The 17,135-nt window shown below is 71.9% G+C and carries 16 protein-coding genes; 4 read left to right on the forward strand and 12 right to left on the reverse strand.

What is annotated here, in order from left to right:
* Positions 1-400 precede the first annotated feature (400 nt).
* Positions 401-1,216, forward strand: coding sequence for a C2 family cysteine protease (locus D1648_RS17825; RefSeq protein ID WP_164518545.1), 816 nt, complete (start codon positions 401-403; stop codon positions 1,214-1,216).
* Positions 1,213-1,503 carry a hypothetical protein gene (locus tag D1648_RS02075; RefSeq protein WP_126281963.1) on the forward strand — a complete coding sequence of 97 codons (291 nt, stop codon included), beginning with the start codon at positions 1,213-1,215 and terminating at the stop codon, positions 1,501-1,503. Before D1648_RS17825 ends, D1648_RS02075 begins: the two co-directional genes overlap by 4 nt.
* A gap of 7 nt (positions 1,504-1,510) precedes the next feature.
* Here the strand turns inward: D1648_RS02075 and D1648_RS02080 are convergent, their stop codons facing one another.
* From D1648_RS02080 to D1648_RS02100, 5 genes are all read right to left on the reverse strand, one after another.
* A complete protein-coding gene (locus D1648_RS02080) occupies positions 1,511-2,023 on the reverse strand; it encodes a lamin tail domain-containing protein (protein WP_122939156.1) in 513 nt (170 codons plus the stop codon).
* 213 nt (positions 2,024-2,236) lie between these two features.
* Complete coding sequence (locus D1648_RS02085; protein WP_122939157.1) at positions 2,237-4,054, reverse strand: ABC transporter ATP-binding protein; 1,818 nt, start codon at positions 4,052-4,054, stop codon at positions 2,237-2,239.
* Complete coding sequence (locus D1648_RS02090) at positions 4,051-5,877, reverse strand: ABC transporter ATP-binding protein (protein WP_122939158.1); 1,827 nt, start codon at positions 5,875-5,877, stop codon at positions 4,051-4,053. Before D1648_RS02090 ends, D1648_RS02085 begins: the two co-directional genes overlap by 4 nt.
* Before the next feature lie 212 nt (positions 5,878-6,089).
* Entirely contained in the window at positions 6,090-6,443 is a 354-nt protein-coding gene (locus D1648_RS02095; protein WP_122939159.1) for a hypothetical protein, read from the reverse strand.
* Between the two features lie 57 nt (positions 6,444-6,500).
* On the reverse strand, positions 6,501-7,979 hold the full coding sequence (locus D1648_RS02100) for an alpha-amylase family glycosyl hydrolase (RefSeq protein WP_122939160.1): 1,479 nt from the start codon (positions 7,977-7,979) through the stop codon (positions 6,501-6,503).
* Positions 7,980-8,188: 209 nt separating this feature from the next.
* Between D1648_RS02100 and D1648_RS02105 the strand changes: the two genes are divergently transcribed.
* Complete coding sequence (locus D1648_RS02105) at positions 8,189-8,974, forward strand: alpha/beta hydrolase family protein (protein WP_122939161.1); 786 nt, start codon at positions 8,189-8,191, stop codon at positions 8,972-8,974.
* 202 nt (positions 8,975-9,176) lie between these two features.
* Positions 9,177-9,461 carry a YciI family protein gene (locus D1648_RS02110; RefSeq protein ID WP_122939162.1) on the forward strand — a complete coding sequence of 95 codons (285 nt, stop codon included), beginning with the start codon at positions 9,177-9,179 and terminating at the stop codon, positions 9,459-9,461.
* A 21-nt stretch (positions 9,462-9,482) separates the two neighbouring features.
* Here D1648_RS02110 and D1648_RS02115 read toward each other — a convergent pair whose 3' ends face one another.
* From D1648_RS02115 to D1648_RS02145, 7 genes are all read right to left on the reverse strand, one after another.
* On the reverse strand, positions 9,483-10,034 hold the full coding sequence (locus D1648_RS02115; RefSeq protein WP_241155321.1) for a hypothetical protein: 552 nt from the start codon (positions 10,032-10,034) through the stop codon (positions 9,483-9,485).
* A 176-nt stretch (positions 10,035-10,210) separates the two neighbouring features.
* A complete protein-coding gene (locus D1648_RS02120) occupies positions 10,211-11,128 on the reverse strand; it encodes a LysR family transcriptional regulator (RefSeq protein WP_122939163.1) in 918 nt (305 codons plus the stop codon).
* A gap of 353 nt (positions 11,129-11,481) precedes the next feature.
* Positions 11,482-12,858 (reverse strand): LLM class flavin-dependent oxidoreductase, encoded by a 1,377-nt coding sequence (locus D1648_RS02125; protein ID WP_122939164.1) that lies wholly within the window; start codon positions 12,856-12,858, stop codon positions 11,482-11,484.
* Positions 12,855-13,865: an LLM class flavin-dependent oxidoreductase gene (locus D1648_RS02130; RefSeq protein ID WP_122939165.1), complete on the reverse strand. Its 1,011-nt coding sequence runs from the start codon at positions 13,863-13,865 to the stop codon at positions 12,855-12,857. Before D1648_RS02130 ends, D1648_RS02125 begins: the two co-directional genes overlap by 4 nt.
* Positions 13,862-14,917 (reverse strand): transporter substrate-binding domain-containing protein, encoded by a 1,056-nt coding sequence (locus D1648_RS02135; RefSeq protein ID WP_122939166.1) that lies wholly within the window; start codon positions 14,915-14,917, stop codon positions 13,862-13,864. Before D1648_RS02135 ends, D1648_RS02130 begins: the two co-directional genes overlap by 4 nt.
* Complete coding sequence (locus D1648_RS02140) at positions 14,914-15,903, reverse strand: amino acid ABC transporter ATP-binding protein (protein WP_122939167.1); 990 nt, start codon at positions 15,901-15,903, stop codon at positions 14,914-14,916. The genes D1648_RS02135 and D1648_RS02140 overlap by 4 nt, the downstream gene beginning before the upstream one ends.
* Positions 15,900-16,994 carry an amino acid ABC transporter permease gene (locus D1648_RS02145; protein WP_122939168.1) on the reverse strand — a complete coding sequence of 365 codons (1,095 nt, stop codon included), beginning with the start codon at positions 16,992-16,994 and terminating at the stop codon, positions 15,900-15,902. The genes D1648_RS02140 and D1648_RS02145 overlap by 4 nt, the downstream gene beginning before the upstream one ends.
* Between the last annotated feature and the right edge of the window lie 141 nt (positions 16,995-17,135).

Genomic DNA, 17,135 nt, shown 5'->3' on the forward strand with positions numbered 1-17,135 from the left:
CTCGCCGCACAGAACTCTACAGACGGCGGAGACCGTTCGCGATGCGATGGGGATGACGGGGAGAAGCATGTTCCTGGGGGCGGTCACGGGCACGATGCGGGATCACGCAGCCGTGCTGCGGCGGGGAGCGGTCGGCATCGATGAGCTGTCGCGATCTGTGGGGACCGCCGTGGAAGCGGTCGAGTGGATCGGATCGGACCGTGAACGCTTCGGCGAGCGTGCGGTCGCGGCTGTCGACCTTCTCGTCGACTGCGCGAGGCAGCTGGAGACGCTTGCCGATGGGCTCGCTGCCGAGGCCGATCAGCAGGATGCCGCCTCGGAGCACGATGCTGCGGTGACGGGCAGGGCGTCTCACGGCAGCGAAGCGCGGGACCAGGACGATCCGTCGATCCTGCCTGACATGGCGGAACCCGAGCCGTACGACGCCGCGGAAGGGGACGCCGAGGAGAACATCGGCTCCCGAGGCGTGGAGCAGGGAAGGATCGGCGACTGCTGGTTCCTCGCCGCCCTGATGGGCATCGCCGAGAGGGATCCCGACTACATCCGCGAGCACCTGTGGAAGAACGGCGACGGCAGCTGGACCGTCAGGATGTACAAGGACGGGGAGCCCGTGGAGATCATCGTCGACTCCGAGTTCTCGGCCGATGCCGCCAACCACCGAGTGCCGGTGCGGGACGAGAACGGCGAGGTGATGCTCGACGACGACGGAGTGCCGATCATGGAGTCGGTCTCGGGTGGATGGCCCGCCATCTACGAGAAGGCGGCCGTCGAGCACCGCAGCCGCTACGGCGATCCCGACTACGAGCACATCGAAACGGGGTGGGGCGACGAGGGATACGAGATGCTCACCCCGAACGGGTCCGAGAAGACGGGCGAGGCGAGTTTCGAGGAGATCCAGGAGCGTCTGGACAGGGGGCCCGTGAGCGTGGCCAGCGAGCATCCCGAGGACGCGAAGCTCTACCCGTGGTGGGAAGGGGCGATCGACGACAGCACCGTCGTGCCGCGTCATGAGTACAACGTCGCCGGCTTCGTCCCGGCAGGGGAGGAGGCTCCGGACGGGAGCGTGTCGACGGAGGACCGGATCCACCTCGAGAACCCCTGGGGACCTGACGGGGGCACCTATGACGGAGTCGAGCGGTCAGGAGATCTCTACCTGACGGAGACGCAGTACAAGGACAGCTTCCGCAATGTCTCCTCCGTGGAGATGGAGGGATGAGCATGGCAGTCGAGGAGATCACCCTCTCCCAGGGGTCGCAGTGGCGCATCGGCGAGGTGCGCGTCGGCATCGTCCGCGTGGGCGTGTACGAGGAGTCCGACGCCGCGGAGCTCCTGCTCCGCGACGGCTCGGAAGTTCATCATGCCCTCGTGACCGTCGACGGGCGGGAGGAGGAGTTCGCGGGCTGGACGTTCTCGCTTCTCTGGACCGTTCGACCGGTGGATCGCACTGAGCGCGAGACGGTCCGGCTCAGGGCCCGTCGCAGCGACTACCACTGGGCGGGGTGATGGGCGCTCAGCAGAAGGCGGTCGTGGTGGTGCTGCGGACGTAGCCCTTCGAGGCCTTCTTCCGCACGCCCTTGTACTTGCAGGACTCCAGCAGCTTGCCCTTGTCGTTGTAGAGCCGCGCCGTGTCGCCGGTGTTGTTCCAGATGTAGCTGGACTTGTTCCAGTACTTGGTCTTCGTGGTGTTCTTGCCCTTGCCGGAGCGGATCGTGAGGGTCTTGCCGGGGGCGAGCTTCGTGCCCTTGGGGAAGGTGAACTTCTGCGGGCCGTTGTCGCGGATGACGTAGCCGGTCAGCGTGAGGGTCTTCTTCCCGGTGTTCTTGACCTGGATGTACTCCTTCACATATCCGGAGTTCTTCGCGTGGTCCTTGCCCGGCGGGTCGTAGTACACCTTCACGATGTCCAACGGCTTCTTCACCGCGGCCTCCGCGGCCGGAGGCGCGATCGCGAGCGGAATGGCGACGACGAGCGCGGCGAGCAGCAGGGCCAGGAATCGGGCGCGCGAGTACAGGTGCAGGTTCATGATGACCTCTGAGGAGCACAGGGATCCGCGGGTGACTGCCGACTCTCGTCGGCTCTCCTCAGGATCGGGTCCGATGGGGATGAGGGGAATATAGCCCGCCCCCGCCCCGACGGGTAGAGATTCCCGACACCTGCCCGGCGGTGTGCGTCACAACCCGGTCACGACCGTGCCGTCCCAGGTCAGCGCCGGGACCGAAGTCCCGGCGCCGAGTCGCTACATCGACTCCTGCCACGCCTGGTACAGCGCGGCGAAGCGGCCGCCCGCGGCGACGAGCTCCGTCGGCGAGCCGTCCTCGACCACCTTCCCGTCGTGCACCACGAGCACGCGGTCGGCGATCATCACGGTGGTCAGCCGGTGGGCGATGATCAGCGAGGTGCGGCGGCCGAGGAGCTTGGTCAGCCCCTCCTGCACCATCCGCTCGGAGGGGATGTCCAGCGAGCTGGTCGCCTCGTCGAGGATCAGCACCCGCGGATCGGCGAGGAAGGCGCGCGCGAAGGAGATCAGCTGACGCTGTCCCGCGCTGACCCGGCCGCCGCGCTTGTTCACGTCGGTGTCGTAGCCGTAGGGGAGCTTCTCGATGAACTCGTCGGCCCCGATCGCGCGGGCCGCCGCCTCGATCTCCTCACGGCTCGCGCCGGGCCTGCCCAGCGCGATGTTGTCCGCGACGGTGCCCGAGAACAGATACGCCTCCTGCGTGACCATGACGATGTTGCGGGTGAGGTCCTCCATGGAGATGTCCCGCAGGTCCACGCCGTCGAGCCTGACCGCGCCCTCGGTCGCGTCGTAGAAGCGGGCGATGAGCTTCGCGACCGTGGACTTCCCGGCCCCCGTCTGTCCCACCAGCGCGATCGTCTGACCGGCGGGGATGTGGAGGTCCATCGGCTGCAGCACGAGCGGCCCGTCCTCGGTGTACCGGAAGGACACGTCCTCGAAGTCGACCTGGCCGTCCGAGGCCGGCAGCGGCGTCGGCTCCGGCGACTCCTTGACATGGGGCTGGACGGCCAGGAGGTTCGCGATCTTCTCGAGCGCCGCGACCGCGGACTGGAAGGCGTTGTAGAAGTTCGCGATCTCGTCGACCGGCTGGAAGAAGCGCCGGGAGTAGAGCACCAGCGCGACCAGCACGCCCACCTGCAGATCGCCGTGCAGCACCCGGAAGCCGCCGACGACGAGCACCGCGGCGATGGTGACGTTGGCGAGCACGCGCAGCGCCGGCTGGTAGATGCCGAACACGTTGATCGAGCGCATCGACGCGTCGCGGTAGTCCTGGGCGAGGCGATCGAACTCGGCCTGGTTGCGGTCCTCCTTGCGGAAGGCCTTCACGGCGCGGATCCCGGCCAGTGCCTCCACGAAGTGCACGATCAGCCGCGCCGAATGGGTGCGGATCGCGCGGTACTCGATGCTCGAGCGCTTCTGGAACCACACCGTCAGCACCACGCACGGGATCAGCATCAGCAGCATGACCAGGCCCGTCACCGGGTCCATCCCCACGATCAGCACGATCGTGAAGACCATCGACAGCGAGGCGCCGACCATCACGTTCACGCCCGAGTCCAGCAGCTCCCGCAACGCCTCCATGTCGGAGGTCTGCCGCGAGACGATGCGGCCGGAGGTGTAGGACTCGTGGAACTCGAGGTCCTGCTTCTGGGTGAAGCGGAAGACCTTCCGCCGCAGCGCCAGCAGCATCCGCTGGCCGACGACGACGGACTGGCGCACGTACCCGAAGGTCAGAACGCCGCCGACGATCGCGGCGCCGACGGCGAGGACCGCCGCCTGGAAGGCCGGCCACGGATCCCCCTCCAGCAGGGAGGGAAGGCCGTGGTCGATGCCCCAGGCGATGATCGCCGGGCCCGCGACGACGGCGAGCTGGGCCACCACGACCATCACGGCCATGATCGCGAACTGGCCCTTGACCGGGGCGATCAGCTCGCCCAGCAGGGCGAAGGAGCGCTTGCGGGAGGCCTTGGCCTCCGCGGGGGTGAGGGCTCCGCCGCCGTCGGCGTCGTCGCGGTCGGTGGGTGCGGTGGTGGTCATCGGCCCTCCTCCTGGATGGCGCGCAGCTCGAGCTCTCCGGTGAGCGTCTCGATGTCCTGGTCGCGGCGGCGCTCCTCCTCCTGGTTCGCGATCACCCAGCGGTAACGGGCGGAGCGCGCCATCAGCTCGGTGTGGGTGCCGACGGCGACCACCCGCCCCTCGTCCAGCAGCGCGACCCGGTCGGCGAGAGCGACGGTCGAGGTGCGGTGGGCGACGATCAGGGTGGTGGTGCCCTCGAGCACCTCCCGCAGGCGCGCGGTGACGGTCTCCTCGGTCTTGGTGTCGAGGGCGGAGAGGGGATCGTCCAGCAGCAGCACGGCCGGCTTCGCGGCGATCGCACGGGCGAGCGCGAGGCGCTGGCGCTGCCCGCCCGACAGGCTCATGCCCTCCTCGCCGATCCGGGTGTCGACCCCGTCGGGCAGCTCGTAGGCGTAGGTCGCATCGGCCGTGCGCAGCGCGAGATGCAGCAGCTCGTCGGCCTGCTCCTCGGCGAGCGCGGGGTCGGCGCCCAGCAGCACGTTGTCCCGCACGGAGTCGGAGAACAGCGTCGCGTCCTCGAAGGCGACGGCGGTGAGGGTGCGCAGCGTGGTGAGGTCCATGTCGCGGATGTCGACGCCGTCGATCATGATCGTGCCCGAGTCGATGTCGTACAGGCGTGGCACCAGCTGCAGCAGCGTGGACTTCCCGCTGCCGGTGACGCCCACCAGCGCCATCGTCTCGCCGGGGCGGATGTCCAGATCCACCCCGTCGAGCACGTCGCCGACGTGGTCCGGGGCGTCGGCGTAGCGGAAGTGCACATCGCTCAGGTACACGGCCCCGGTCGCGGCGGCGGGGTCGACGGGGACCGGATCGGCGGGGGAGACGATCGTGTTCTCGGTGTCCATCACCTCGTAGTGGCGGTCCAGCGCCGTGGAGGCGTTCACGGCCTGGCCCAGCAGCATGCCGAGCATCCGCACGGGGCCGACGACGAGCGTCGCGGTCGCGAAGTAGGAGGCCAGCTGGCCGGTGGTGATGTTCCCGCTCGCGGTCAGGTGCAGCCCCACCAGCAGCGCCACGCCGAGCGCGGCCTCGGGGAGCATGAACATGAACATGTCGAAGCGGGCGATGGCGGTCGCCTTGCGCACCTCGGTGCGGCGCAGCTCCTCGGCCTGCTCGGTGAAGCCCTGCAGCGCGGTGGGGCCGCGGCCGAACGCCTTCAGCACCCGGATGCCCTGCACGGACTGCTCGATGGTGGTGGCCAGATCGCCGTTCTGGTCCTGCGAGAGACGGGAGAGGACGGAGAACGAGCGGTTGAAGCGGTAGGCGATGACGGTGACGGGGACCGCGGCGACGAAGAAGATCAGCGCCAGGACCGCGCTGGAGCGGATCAGCAGCGTCATGCCCACGATGATCGTCACCGCGTTGGTGACCGCCATGATCATGCCGAACGCGATCCAGCGGCGGATCTGGTTGATGTCGCTCATCATGCGCGAGAGCAGCTGGCCCGAGCCCCAGCCGTCGTGGAAGGTGACGGGCAGGTGCTGGACCTTCTCGTAGAAGCTCACGCGGATCTGCTTCTCGACGGTGGTCGAGGGAGCGACGGCGAAGGTGCGGCGCAGCCAGATCAGGGTGGCCTCGACGATGCCGAGGCCCAGCACGATCGCGCCGCCGGTCCAGATGGTGATGGCGGTGGCGTCGCTGCCGAGCCGGTTGACGATGAACTCGAGGACCTGCGGGATCATCAGCGCCACGATCGACGCGGTCATGGCGCTGAGCAGGCCGAGGAAGAGGCGGATTCGGATGGGGCGGACCGTCTGCCAGAGGCGGCTCATGGTGCCGAGCATGGGGAAAGGGATCCTCAGGGGTGTGCGGCCCCGGCGGTCGGGGACAAGGACGAGGACTTAGCCTAGTCAACTATCCCGACGGACGACAGCGGATTATGCGCTTTCCGGCGTGGCGTCCCCGCCCCACGGCGAGCCCATCCCATGAGAGGTGTCGGAATGCGGGGCCATTCCGACACCTCTCATCGGACGGGCTCCGGAGGAGCGGACGAGGCTCAGCTCTCGCCGTCGGCCGGGACCCAGTCGCTGTAGGCGGCGTCGGAGAGCAGGGCCGAGGCGGCCGCGGAGGCGGCGGTGACCGTGAGCACCGCCGGCCAGGCCCCGATCTTCTTCGCGAGCGGGTGCGAGAGACCGAAGCCGAGCACGTAGGTGGCGCCGAGCACGGCCGTGGTGGCGGGGCCGCGGCGGGCCAGCCAGGTGCGCCCCGCGTAGATCCCGGCGGCGGCGAGCACCACGCCGCCGAGCGGGCGGATCCCCGTCTCGCGCGCGGTCAGCCAGCCGCCGATCAGCCCAGCGGCGACGACGGGGGCGGTCTTCACGGACTCGGCGGGCTTGATCGCGATGCTCATGGGGCGAGCCTACGACGCGCGACTCGCCGGCGGCTGGGACCGTCGCGGGGCCGCTGCTCAGCGCACCACGGCGATGCCGTGCGCCGGCACGGTCCCGTCCGGCGCAGGGCCGACGGCGTCGAGCATGTCCGCGCCGCTGACCGCCTCGAGCACCTCGCCCGGTGCGGGCCGCGCCTCGTCGCCGAGGTTCAGCACGAGGACGAGCGGGGCGGGGCGCTCGCCGTCGACGGCGGCCGCGCCGTCGTCGGCCGACGGGGTCAGCAGGATCTGCGCCCACGTGTTGGTCAGCGTCGCCTCGTCCACGGCGACGGACGCGGTGGTGAGCCACCGCTCGCGGCGGCGCAGGGAGAGCAGCCGGCGGTGGACCTCGAGGATCCTCCCCGCCGCCTCGGGGGCGAGCAGCTGCAGGGAGCGCGGGGCGCTGCCGCCGGCGTCGGATGCCTCGTGCGCGGCGACCACCTCCTCCGGCGATCCGGGGAACCAGGGGCGGATCGCGTCGTCGCCGCCCGCGCGGTCCTCCTTCACGCCGACGGCCCCGAACTCGTCCCCGGCGTAGAGCGCGGGGATGCCGGGCAGCAGCGCGAGCAGGCCGATCGCGGCGGCGAGATCCCGCCCGTCGGCCAGCTGGGAGGCGATGCGGGTGGTGTCGTGGTTGCCCACGAAGGTCAGCGGCAGGGCGCCGGCGCCCGCGACCCGGAAAAGATCGAGGAAGCCCTGGTGGCGGCCGAGCGCGTGGGCGAGCTCGAAGAGGTTCTTCTCGCGCAGCGAGGACCAGATCGCCTTCCACAGCTCGTACTGGGTGATCGAGTCCGCGCCGGAGGCGGCGGCGACGGCGGGGTAGTCGCCGTGGATCACCTCGCCCAGCAGCCACGCCTCGGGGTGCGCGGCGCGGACCCGCTCGAGGATCGGCGCCCAGGCCTCGGCGCCCGCGGCGTACATCGCATCCAGCCGCCACCCGTCGGCCCCGCGCTCGAGCCAGCGGCCCATGATCTCCACGACCCGGTCCTGGACGACGGGATCGGCGAGATCCACCTCGACCAGGTCGTCGTTGCCCTCGAAGCCGTAGGGGCTGGTCCCCGACCAGCGGATCCGGTCGCCCTCCTCGGTGCCGGGGCCGGCGGCGACGGCGCGCCGCGCGGTGGGGTGGAGGCGGGAGATGTGGTTGAAGACGCCGTCGAGGACCACCCGGATCCCGCGTTCGCGGCAGGCCGCGACGAGCGCGTCGAAGTCCGCCTCGTCGCCGAGGCGCGGGTCGAGCCGACGGTGCTCGAGGGTGTCGTAGCCGTGGGAGACCGAGTCGAAGACCGGGTTCAGCAGCAGCACGTTCGCGCCGAGGGAGACGAGGTGGTCGAGCCAGCCGTCCAGCCGGGGGAGGCGGTGGACCACGTTCTCCCCGTCGGCCCCGCCGTACCCCTCGCCGGTGAGGTCCTCGCGGTGCCGTGGCGCGCCGCAGAAGCCCAGCGGGTACACCTGCCAGCAGATCGCGTCGCGGATCCAGGCGGGGGCGGCGGGAGCGGTGGGGGCGGTCTCGGTCATGCCGCCATCGTAGGCATCCGCCCTGCGCCCTGCGCCCTGCGCCCTGCCGGCCCTGCGGCCCCGCGGCCCCGCGGCCTGCCGGCCCCGCGGCCCGCCGGCCGCGAAGATCTGCTGCCGCCACGACTCATGTGCGGGCCGACGTGAGTCGTGGCGGCACAGAAGGCGTCGAGACGGGTGCGATGCTGGGATCCCGACGATCGAGGAGAGACATGATCCGCCTGCGCACCGACTTCTTCGCCGAATCCCTCGGCATGGGCACCTCGATGGTGGTGCTGATGCCCCAGGCCGCCTCCGGGATCGGCATGGAGGGCGCCGACGCGCCGGGCACGGGGACGTCGGTCGATGGTCCCGCCGTGCCCGTGCTCTACCTCCTGCACGGGCTCAGCGACGACTGCACCATCTGGGAGCGCCGCACCTCGATCGAGCGCTACGCGACCGAGAAGGGGATCGCCGTGGTGATGCCCGAGGTGCGCCGCTCCTTCTACACCGACGAGGCGGTGGGCGAGGCGTACTGGACCTTCGTCGCCGAGGAGCTGCCGCAGCTGGTCGCGGGCACCTTCCGCGTCTCCACCGCCCGGGAGGACACCTTCGTCGCGGGCCTGTCGATGGGCGGCTTCGGCGCGTTCAAGCTGGCGCTGAACCATCCGGAGCGTTTCGCGGCCGCCGCGAGCCTGTCCGGGGCGGTCGACCTCACCTCGATGGATCTCGACTGGACCGGCACCCTCGCCCAGCGTGTCTGGGACGGGCGCGAGATCGCCGACACCGCCGACGACCTCCTCGGCCTGCTCGGCCGGCGCGACCCCGCCGAGCTGCCGGCTCTGTTCCTGGACTGCGGCACCGAGGACCAGCTCATCACCCAGAACGAACGCTTCCTCGCCGCGGCCGAGGATGCGGGGGTCGACGTCACCTCCCGCCTCCGCCCCGGCGCGCACACCTGGGACTTCTGGGACGAGGGCGTCCAGGACGTGCTGGACTGGCTGCCCATCCGGGGCTGAGGCGGGGTGCTCCGGGCGGAGCAGTCGACCATCGCAGGGAGATGACGAATATGCCTGCCGGGGTGGAGCGGACGCCGACGGCTCGAGCCGTCAACCCACCCGGGCCCCGGACGTCCCGTCGGTCGCAGCGCACGGTGCGGCAGGATGGGCGGACGATCATCGGCCGGCATCGCCGTCGGCCGCCGCGCACCGAGGGGATCCCATGGCCGTCTTCGCCGTCCAGTACACCTACACCGACGACGCCCAGCGGGTGGCGACGTTCCGGCCCGAGCATCGCGAGCACCTCGCCGAGCTGCATCGCGAGGGCACGCTGCTGCTGTCCGGGCCGCTGGACGACGGGTCCACGGCGCTGCTGATCGTGGTCGCGGACTCGGCCGAGGACGCCCTCGCGAAGCTCGACGGGGACCCCTTCAAGCGCGAGCGGGTGATCGTGGACCGCTCCGCCCGCGAGTGGACCGTCGTGATCGGCGAGATCCCCGGCGCCTGATCCGGCCGGCCCGCCGAGCGGTCAGGGGCGCGGGTCGCCCGGTTCTCCGTCGGCCGGGAAGTCCGGTGCCGCGCCGTCGCCGGGCGAGCCGGGCCGACGCGCCTCATCCTGGAAGGCGAAGAGCTCGCTCACGTTGTCGATGTGCGCGGCGTCCTCGCCCTGGAGCGCGAGGGGGAGCATCCGCTCGCCGCCATAGCGAGTCAGCAGCTCGTGCGCCGCAGGATCCTTGAACACGTTCACCCACACCAGGTCCTCGCGCGGGCTGCGGATCGCCGCCTGCAGACGGGCCGAGCCCGGATCGCCCGGCGCCCACAGCACGATCGTCACGTGCTTCCCGGCGGCCTCCCGTGCCCGGGCCTGCGCCGCGGCGAGCGGAACATGGGGGCCGGAGCGCAGCGGACTCGTCCAGTACGCCATGAACAGGCTGAACACGCCGATCGCCAGAGCGGCGAGGTGCTGGTCGACCTGGACGAACAGCAATGCCGCCAGCGCTCCTCCGAGCAGCATCAGCGCCGGGCGGAGCCATGCCCGCGCGGGGACGCGGGGCTTCGAGGCAGGAGCGGTGCTGGTCACCCGACCAGGGTACGGCCGCCAGCCGGGCAAGGTGATCTGCACGAAGAGGCGTCCAGCGGCACGCGCTGGAGCTGAGCGTCGCGGCGTGCCGCTGGACGCCCCCTTGTGCAGGCGACCTTCACTGCGGAGGGAAGGTCGCCCGCAGTGAAGCGGGGCGTCGACGCGGAGGTGGCGCGTCAGATCATCGCGGCGGTGGCGAGTCGCTCGGTGGTCTGGGCGACCAGGGCGTCCTTCAGTGCGGCGACGGCCGGGATCGACAGCGCACCACGACGGTTGATCAGCCCGATCATGCGGTCGTCCAGGTCGGGCAGGTGCCGCACGACGAGGTCGTCCCGGGGCGGCGCCGCCTCGAGGGTCGTCTCCGGCATCAGCGCGACGCCGCCGCCGTGGGTGATCAGGCGCTGCACCACGATCGTGTCGTCGGTCGAGTGGCGCACGTGCGGCGTGAACCCGGCTCGACGCGCGCTCGAGAGCAGGTTCGCCCGGCACCGCTCGCAGCCCGCGATCCACGGCTCCTCGGCGAGGTCGCCGAGCGTGAGATCCGGATCCTGGGCGCGGGGATGGCCCGCCGGGAGCACCACCATCACGCGGTCCTCCACCAGCGGGGTCCATTCCAGAGCGCCTTCGTCGCCGATGTCGCTGCACGGATAGCGGAACACCAGCGCGAGATCGAGCTCGCCCTCGCGCACGGCCGGGACCGCGTCCGGCGGCTCGAGCTCGTCGAAGGTCACGTCGAGCTCCGGGGCCGTCTCGGTCAGGCGCGCGAGCACCGGGGGCAGCAGCACCGCCGCGGCCGACGGGAAGGTCCCGAACTTCACGGTCCCGCGGCGCAGGGCGGTGATGTCGGCGAGCTCCTCCTCCGCGGCGTGCAGCTGCGCGGCGATCGCCTCGGCGTGCAGCGCGAGCCGCGAGCCGGCCTCCGTGGGCGAGATGCCGGAGGAGGAGCGCAGCAGCAGCTGCGTGCCCACCTCCTTCTCGAGCGCGGCGAGGTGCTGGGAGACGGCGGGCTGGGTCCAGCCCAGCTCGCGCGCACCGGCGCCGATCGAGCCGTTGCGCACCACGGTCCGGAAGATGAGCAGCCTGCGGGGGTCCATGACGTCCATGGTAGTCGCCGGTGGCAAGCCTGACTTATGACTTCGCGCTCGGCGATCAGCGAGGTGCGCGTCGCGGGGTGGTGGGGCGCGGGGCGCGGGGCGTGAGGCGCGGCGGGGCGCGGGGCGTGAGGTCGGCGGGGCGCGGCGGCTGTGGGGTCGGCGGGGCGCGGGCAGTTACCCGGGGGTATCCAGTGTGGAGTGTCGGAAAGAGCAGACATTCCAGCACTTCTCATGGGATACCCCCGGGTAACCGGGCTGCGCCGGGCAGCGGGCCCCGCCGCGCTGCGGACCCCGCCGGGCTGCGGACCCCGCCGTGCTGCCCGGCCACACTGGGCTGCCCAGCCCGCCCCCGCTCAGACCGGGGGGAGGCCCAGGTTCTCGCGCAGCGTCGAGCCGGCGTACTCGGTCGGGTAGACGCCCCGCTCCTGCAGGCGCGGGATCAGGTGGTCGACGATGTCGTCGAGCCCCGAGGGGATCAGCCACGGGGTGATGTTCAGCCCGTCGATCGCCCCGAGCCGCGCGAACTCCACCAGACGGTCGGCGACCGCGTCGTAGCTGCCGGTGAAGGCGCCGCGGCGCGAGCCCGACTTCGCACGGGCGAACTCCAGGATCGACTGACCCTTCTGCGCGGCCTCCTCGCGCCACTGTCGGGTGAGCTCCTCCGCCTTGGCGAACTGGAAGCCGCTGCCGCGGGTCACGCCGGACTCCACGACCTCCGGGGGCACGTCCGGCAGCGGGCCCTCCGGATCGAACTCGGAGAGGTCCCGCCCCCAGTACTGCTCGAGCAGGGCGATGGCCTGCTCGGGGCCGATCTGCAGGTCGCGGACCCAGCGGATCTTCTCCTCGGCCTCGGCCTCGGTGGGTGCGAGCACGATCTCGGCGCCCGGCAGGATCTTGACGCTGCCCGGGTCGCGGCCCGCGGCGACGGTGCGCTCGACGATGCTGCGACGGAACTCGACCGCCGCGGCGAGGGATCCGTGGGGGGAGAAGATGACGTCGGCCGTGCGGGCGGCGAAGTCCTGCCCGGCGGGGGAGGCCCCGGCCTGGAAGAGCACGGGCCGACCCTGTGCGGAGCGGGGCAGGTCGCCCTGCGCGCGCACCGAGTAGTGGGCACCGTCGTGCGCGACCTGCTCACCGCGCCAGTACTGCTCGGCGACCTGCACGAACGCCTCTGCGTGGGTGTAGCGGTCGGCGTGGTCGAGATAGCCGCCGCGGCGGAAGTTCTCCCCGGTCCAGGCGTTGTCGGTGGTGACGATGTTCCAGCCGGCGCGGCCCGCGGAGAGCAGGTCCAGGGTCTGCAGGCGCCGCGCGAGGTCGACGGGGTCGTTGTAGGTGGTGTTCTGCGTGGCGACCAGGCCGATGTCCTTCGTCACCGCGGCGAGGGCGGCGAGCAGGGTCTGCGCGTCGGGCCGCCCGGCGACGTCGAGCTCGAAGGGCACACCGCGGTGCTCGCGCAGCCGCAGCCCCTCCCCGAGGAAGAAGGCCGCGAACTTCCCGCGCTCGGCGGTGCGGATGAGCGTCTCGAAGGATTCCCAGGCGACCTGGTCGCCGCTGGAGGGCAGGCGCCAGATCGTCGAGGAGTTCACCCCCTGGAAGAACACGCCGAAGGCGAGCTGCCCGGTGGGGGTGTGCTCGGGGTGGATGGGGTGCTCGTCGGGGCCGGTGACGAGCTCCGCGGCCTCGGGCGAGAGCCCGGACTCGGCGAGGGTGGGGAACTGGGCGGTGGTCATGCGGACTCCTCGCGGGTGAGACGGGCGCGGTCGGCGCGCCGGGCGGGATCGAGGTCGAAGGGGGCCTCGGGCAGGCCCAGCAGCTCGCGGAGGGTGCGGCCGGGGGCGGACGTGCCGGAGACGAGATCGCGGGCGCGCAGCTCGGCGGCCAGCTCGCGGGCGGTGCCCAGCGGGTCGGCCTCGAGGTCCAGCCCCACCAGGCGCACCAGTCGCACGACGGTCGACGCGGAGCCCGTCGCCCCTTCGTCACGGGCCGAGGCGATCCGGGCGGCGAGCTGCTCGGCGCGGGCGCCGCCGGAGACGTCGAGGTCCAGCACTCGTCCGTCGACCAGCTCGGTGCTCGCGCGCTCGCCGACGGCCCCGCGGTCGGTGTCCGCGACGAGCACGGGCAGCAGGCCCTGCGGGGAGCGGGGTGTGATCGCGGGGCCGCGCACGGAAAAGGTCTCCGCCTCGACGTCGGCGTACTGCAGGCGCGAGGCGTCGACGTACACACCGCGCTCGGTGTCGCGCACCACGGCGTCCGGGGCCCAGGAGTCCCACACGCGGCGCGCGGCCACGAGCACGTCGGCCGCCTCGCGCGCGGTCGCCTCCAGCCCCAGCAGGTCCCGGCCCACCGCGGCGGCGGCCGACGGGTCGGTCTCCGCCTGCAGCAGCCACCCGGCCCGGCCGTGGCTGATGTGATCCAGGCTCATCAGCTGCGTGGCCAGGTGGAACGGCTCGACGTAGACCGCGTCGGTGCGCGGCAGCAGGCCGAGCCCGCGGGTCAGCGGGGCGAGGTGCGCGGCGACGTGGATCGGATGGAGCCCGCCGTCGCTGAGGGTCAGCGCGCCGATCCCGGCCTCCTCGAGCCCGCGGGCGAGCGGGGCGAGGCCGTCCAGCAGCGGCGGCGCGGTGACGAGGTCCACCGCGAGGACGGGCAGGACGCCTGCTCCTGCGTCCCCGGTCGGGGAGGTGCCGGGCGCGGCGCCCGCTCGGGTGCTCTCGAAGGTCGGGGCGGTGGTGCTCACGGGTTCTCCTGGGTGTGGGCTCGGGATTCGGTCAGGGCTTCCTCGGACAGCTGCCAGCGCTCGAGGACCTGGGCGTAGGTGCCGTCGGCGATCAGGGCGTTCAGCGCGGCGGCGTAGGGCTCGGCGAGCCCGCTGCCGGCGGGGAAGGTGCCGGCCACGAGGGTCTCGTCGGGCCAGCCGGCGTTGATGCGTCCCTGCAGCTCGACGTCATCGCGACGGGAGGCGACGAAGCTCAGCGAGGCGAAGGGGGCGATGTAGCCGTCCACCCGGCCGGAGCCGAGGGCGAGGAGGGTGTCGGCCTCGGTGGAGTAGTTCTTCAGCTCCGCCGGCTCCTTCCCGGCCGCCTCGAGCTCGGCGTTCCAGTCGATGAGGATCCGCTCCTGGTTGGTCGCGGCGCCGACGGCGATGATCTTCCCGGAGAGGGACTCAGCGTCCTCGAGCCAGCCCTCCGCCCCCTTCTTCACGAGGAAGGACATGAACGCGGCGCGATAGGAGGCGAAGTCGAACTTCTGCAGCCGCTCGGCGTTGATGCCGACGTTCGCGTGGACCACGTCGAACTCCCCGGCCTCGAGCTTGAGCGGCCAGTTCTCCCAGGTGGTGAGCTTCAGCTCGAACTCCAGTCCGAGCTTGTCGGCGACGATCCGGGCGATGTCGATCTCGGAGCCGATGTAGGTCTGGTTGTCGTCGGCCAGGAACGACAGCGGTGCCGAGGAGGTGCCGTTGATGCCCACGCGCAGCACGCCGGACTCGGCGATCTCGGCCGGCAGCAGCGCGGCGACCTCCTCGTCGGCCTCGGCGCGGATCGGCTCCTGGGTGCCGGAGGTGTCGATCGCGGGGGCGCCGCCGCCGTCGGAGGCCGCGGAGCCGGTGCCGGAGTCGGAGTCGGCGGCCGCACCGGTCGCGGCGGGCACGGGATCGGAGCAGGCGGCGAGCAGCCCGAGCGGCAGCAGCAGACCGCCCGCGGCGACCGTGCGACGGGAGGGGCGGAGCCGGTGCGGTGCGGACGCGGGGGCCGACGGGACACCGGGCGGGGCGGAGAGGTGACGGGTCATCGGAGGTCCTCCGGGGAGTGGGAGCGGGGGTGGTCTGCGGGAGATGCGTCAGGACCAGCGGGGCCGCTGGGGTCGGCGGGTCCGGCAGGCTCTGCGTCGACGGGCGCGTCGGCGCCGGTGCGGACCCGCTGCAGGAAGGTGCGGGTGCGCTCATGGGCGGGGTGGTCGATGACCTGGGCGGGCGGGCCCTGTTCGACGATCCGTCCCTGGTCCATGAACACGACCGTGTCGGCCACGTCGCGGGCGAAGGAGATCTCGTGGGTCACGATCACGAGGGTGGTCCCGGCGCTGGCCAGGGAGCGGATCACCGAGAGCACCTCCTCGACCAGCTCGGGGTCCAGGGCGCTGGTGGGCTCGTCGAAGAGCAGCACCTTCGGGCGCAGCGCGAGAGCGCGGGCGATCGCGACGCGCTGCTGCTGGCCCCCGGAGAGCTGGCGCGGGTAGGCGCCCTCCTTCTCGGAGAGCCCCACCAGCGCGAGCAGCTCGCGGGCCTGTGCCTCGGCCTCCTTCCGGTTCACGCCGAGGGCGCGACGGGGCGCTTCGGCCACGTTCGCGAGCGCGGTCATGTGGGCGAAGAGGTTGAAGCTCTGGAACACCATCCCGATCGCGGTGCGCTGGCGCAGCACCTCGGGCTCGCGCAGCTCGTGCAGCAGGTCGCCGTCGCGCCGGTAGCCGATCACCTCGCCGTCCACGCTGATCAGGCCGCTGGTGACGGGTTCGAGGTGGTTGATCGCGCGCAGCAGGGTGGACTTGCCCGAGCCCGAGGGGCCCAGGATCACGGTCACCTCGCCGGGCTCGATCGTGAGGTCGATCCCGCGCAGCACCTCGAGGTCGCCGAAGGCCTTGTGCACGCCGCGGATCTCGACGAGGCCGCCGCGGGAGGGGGCGTCGGCCGACGGGAGGGTCGCGCCGGCCGACGGAGCGGCCGCGCCGGGCGCGCCCGCTCTCGCCGGGGTGCGACGGAGCAGGGAGGTCAGGGGGCTCATGCGGGGGCTCCTGCGGTGACGGGGCGGCGGCCGAAACGGGCGCGGAGTCGCTGCAGCGGGGTGGGCGGCAGAGTGCGCACCGCGCCCTTGGAGTAGTGGCGCTCGATGTAGTACTGCCCGATCGACAGCGCCGAGGTGATCACGACGTACCAGACCGTGGCGACCAGCAGCATCGGCAGCACCTGCTGGGTGCGGCCGTAGATCAGCTGCACCGTGAAGAACAGCTCGGCGTGCGCGAGGACGTACACGATCGAGGTGCCCTTGACCAGGCCGATGATCTCGTTGAACGCGGTGGGCAGGATCGCGCGCATCGCCTGGGGCAGCACGATCCGCAGCGAGCGGTCGCGGGCGGGGATGCCGAGCGCGCTCGCGGCTTCGAGCTGCCCCTGGTCGACCGAGAGGATCCCGCCGCGGATGAGCTCGGCGGCGTAGGCGGCCTGGTGCAGGCCCAGGCCCAGGATCGCGGCGAGCATCGGGGTCATCAGGTCGCTGGTGCGCGTGTCGACGAGGGTCACGTCGGTCAGCGGCACCCCGAGCGTGATGCGCTCGTAGAGGTAGCCGAGGTTGTACCACAGCAGCAGCTGCACCAGCAGCGGCGTGGAGCGGAAGATCCAGGAGAACGTCCAGCTCACGCTCGAGATCAAGGACGACTTCGATAGGCGCATGAGGGCGAGCACGAGGCCCAGGCCGAAGCCGAGGGCGCCCGCGAGGACGGTGAGCTTCAGCGTCTCCAGCAGGCCGCGGATGATCGACTCCGCGAAGAACCACTGCGCCACGACGCCCCACTCCCAGCGCGGGTTGGTCACGAAGGACCACAGCACTGCGGCGGCGAGCAGGCCCACCAGGACCGCGAGCACGATCCTGCCCGGGTGCCGGGCGGGGACCACCCTCAGGCGGGCCAGCTCCTCGTCGCTCACGACGCCGAGGGAGGCGCGGGCTCCGCGACCGGGCCGGTCGCCGTCGGAGGGCGCCCCCTCGGGGGCGTCGAGCGGAGCGGTCCCGGGCGGGCACGACATGACGTCGGCCCCCGAGGCGGCGCCGGATGCCGGGGCGCGGCGGGCGGAGTCGTGGGTGACGACGGAGGAGGTCATGGTGTGCCTTCCGTGACGGAACGTGAACCGCAGGGCGGTCGAGGCTTGCGAGCCCCGACGCTATAAGCGACTCTAATGAAGATGCAAGGTGGCGACTATGACCCGTCATCCTGTGACACAGAAGCACCTCAGAAGGGATCC

The sequence above is a fragment of the Brachybacterium sp. EE-P12 genome (assembly GCF_003711805.1).
In the GTDB taxonomy this organism is placed as follows: domain Bacteria; phylum Actinomycetota; class Actinomycetes; order Actinomycetales; family Dermabacteraceae; genus Brachybacterium.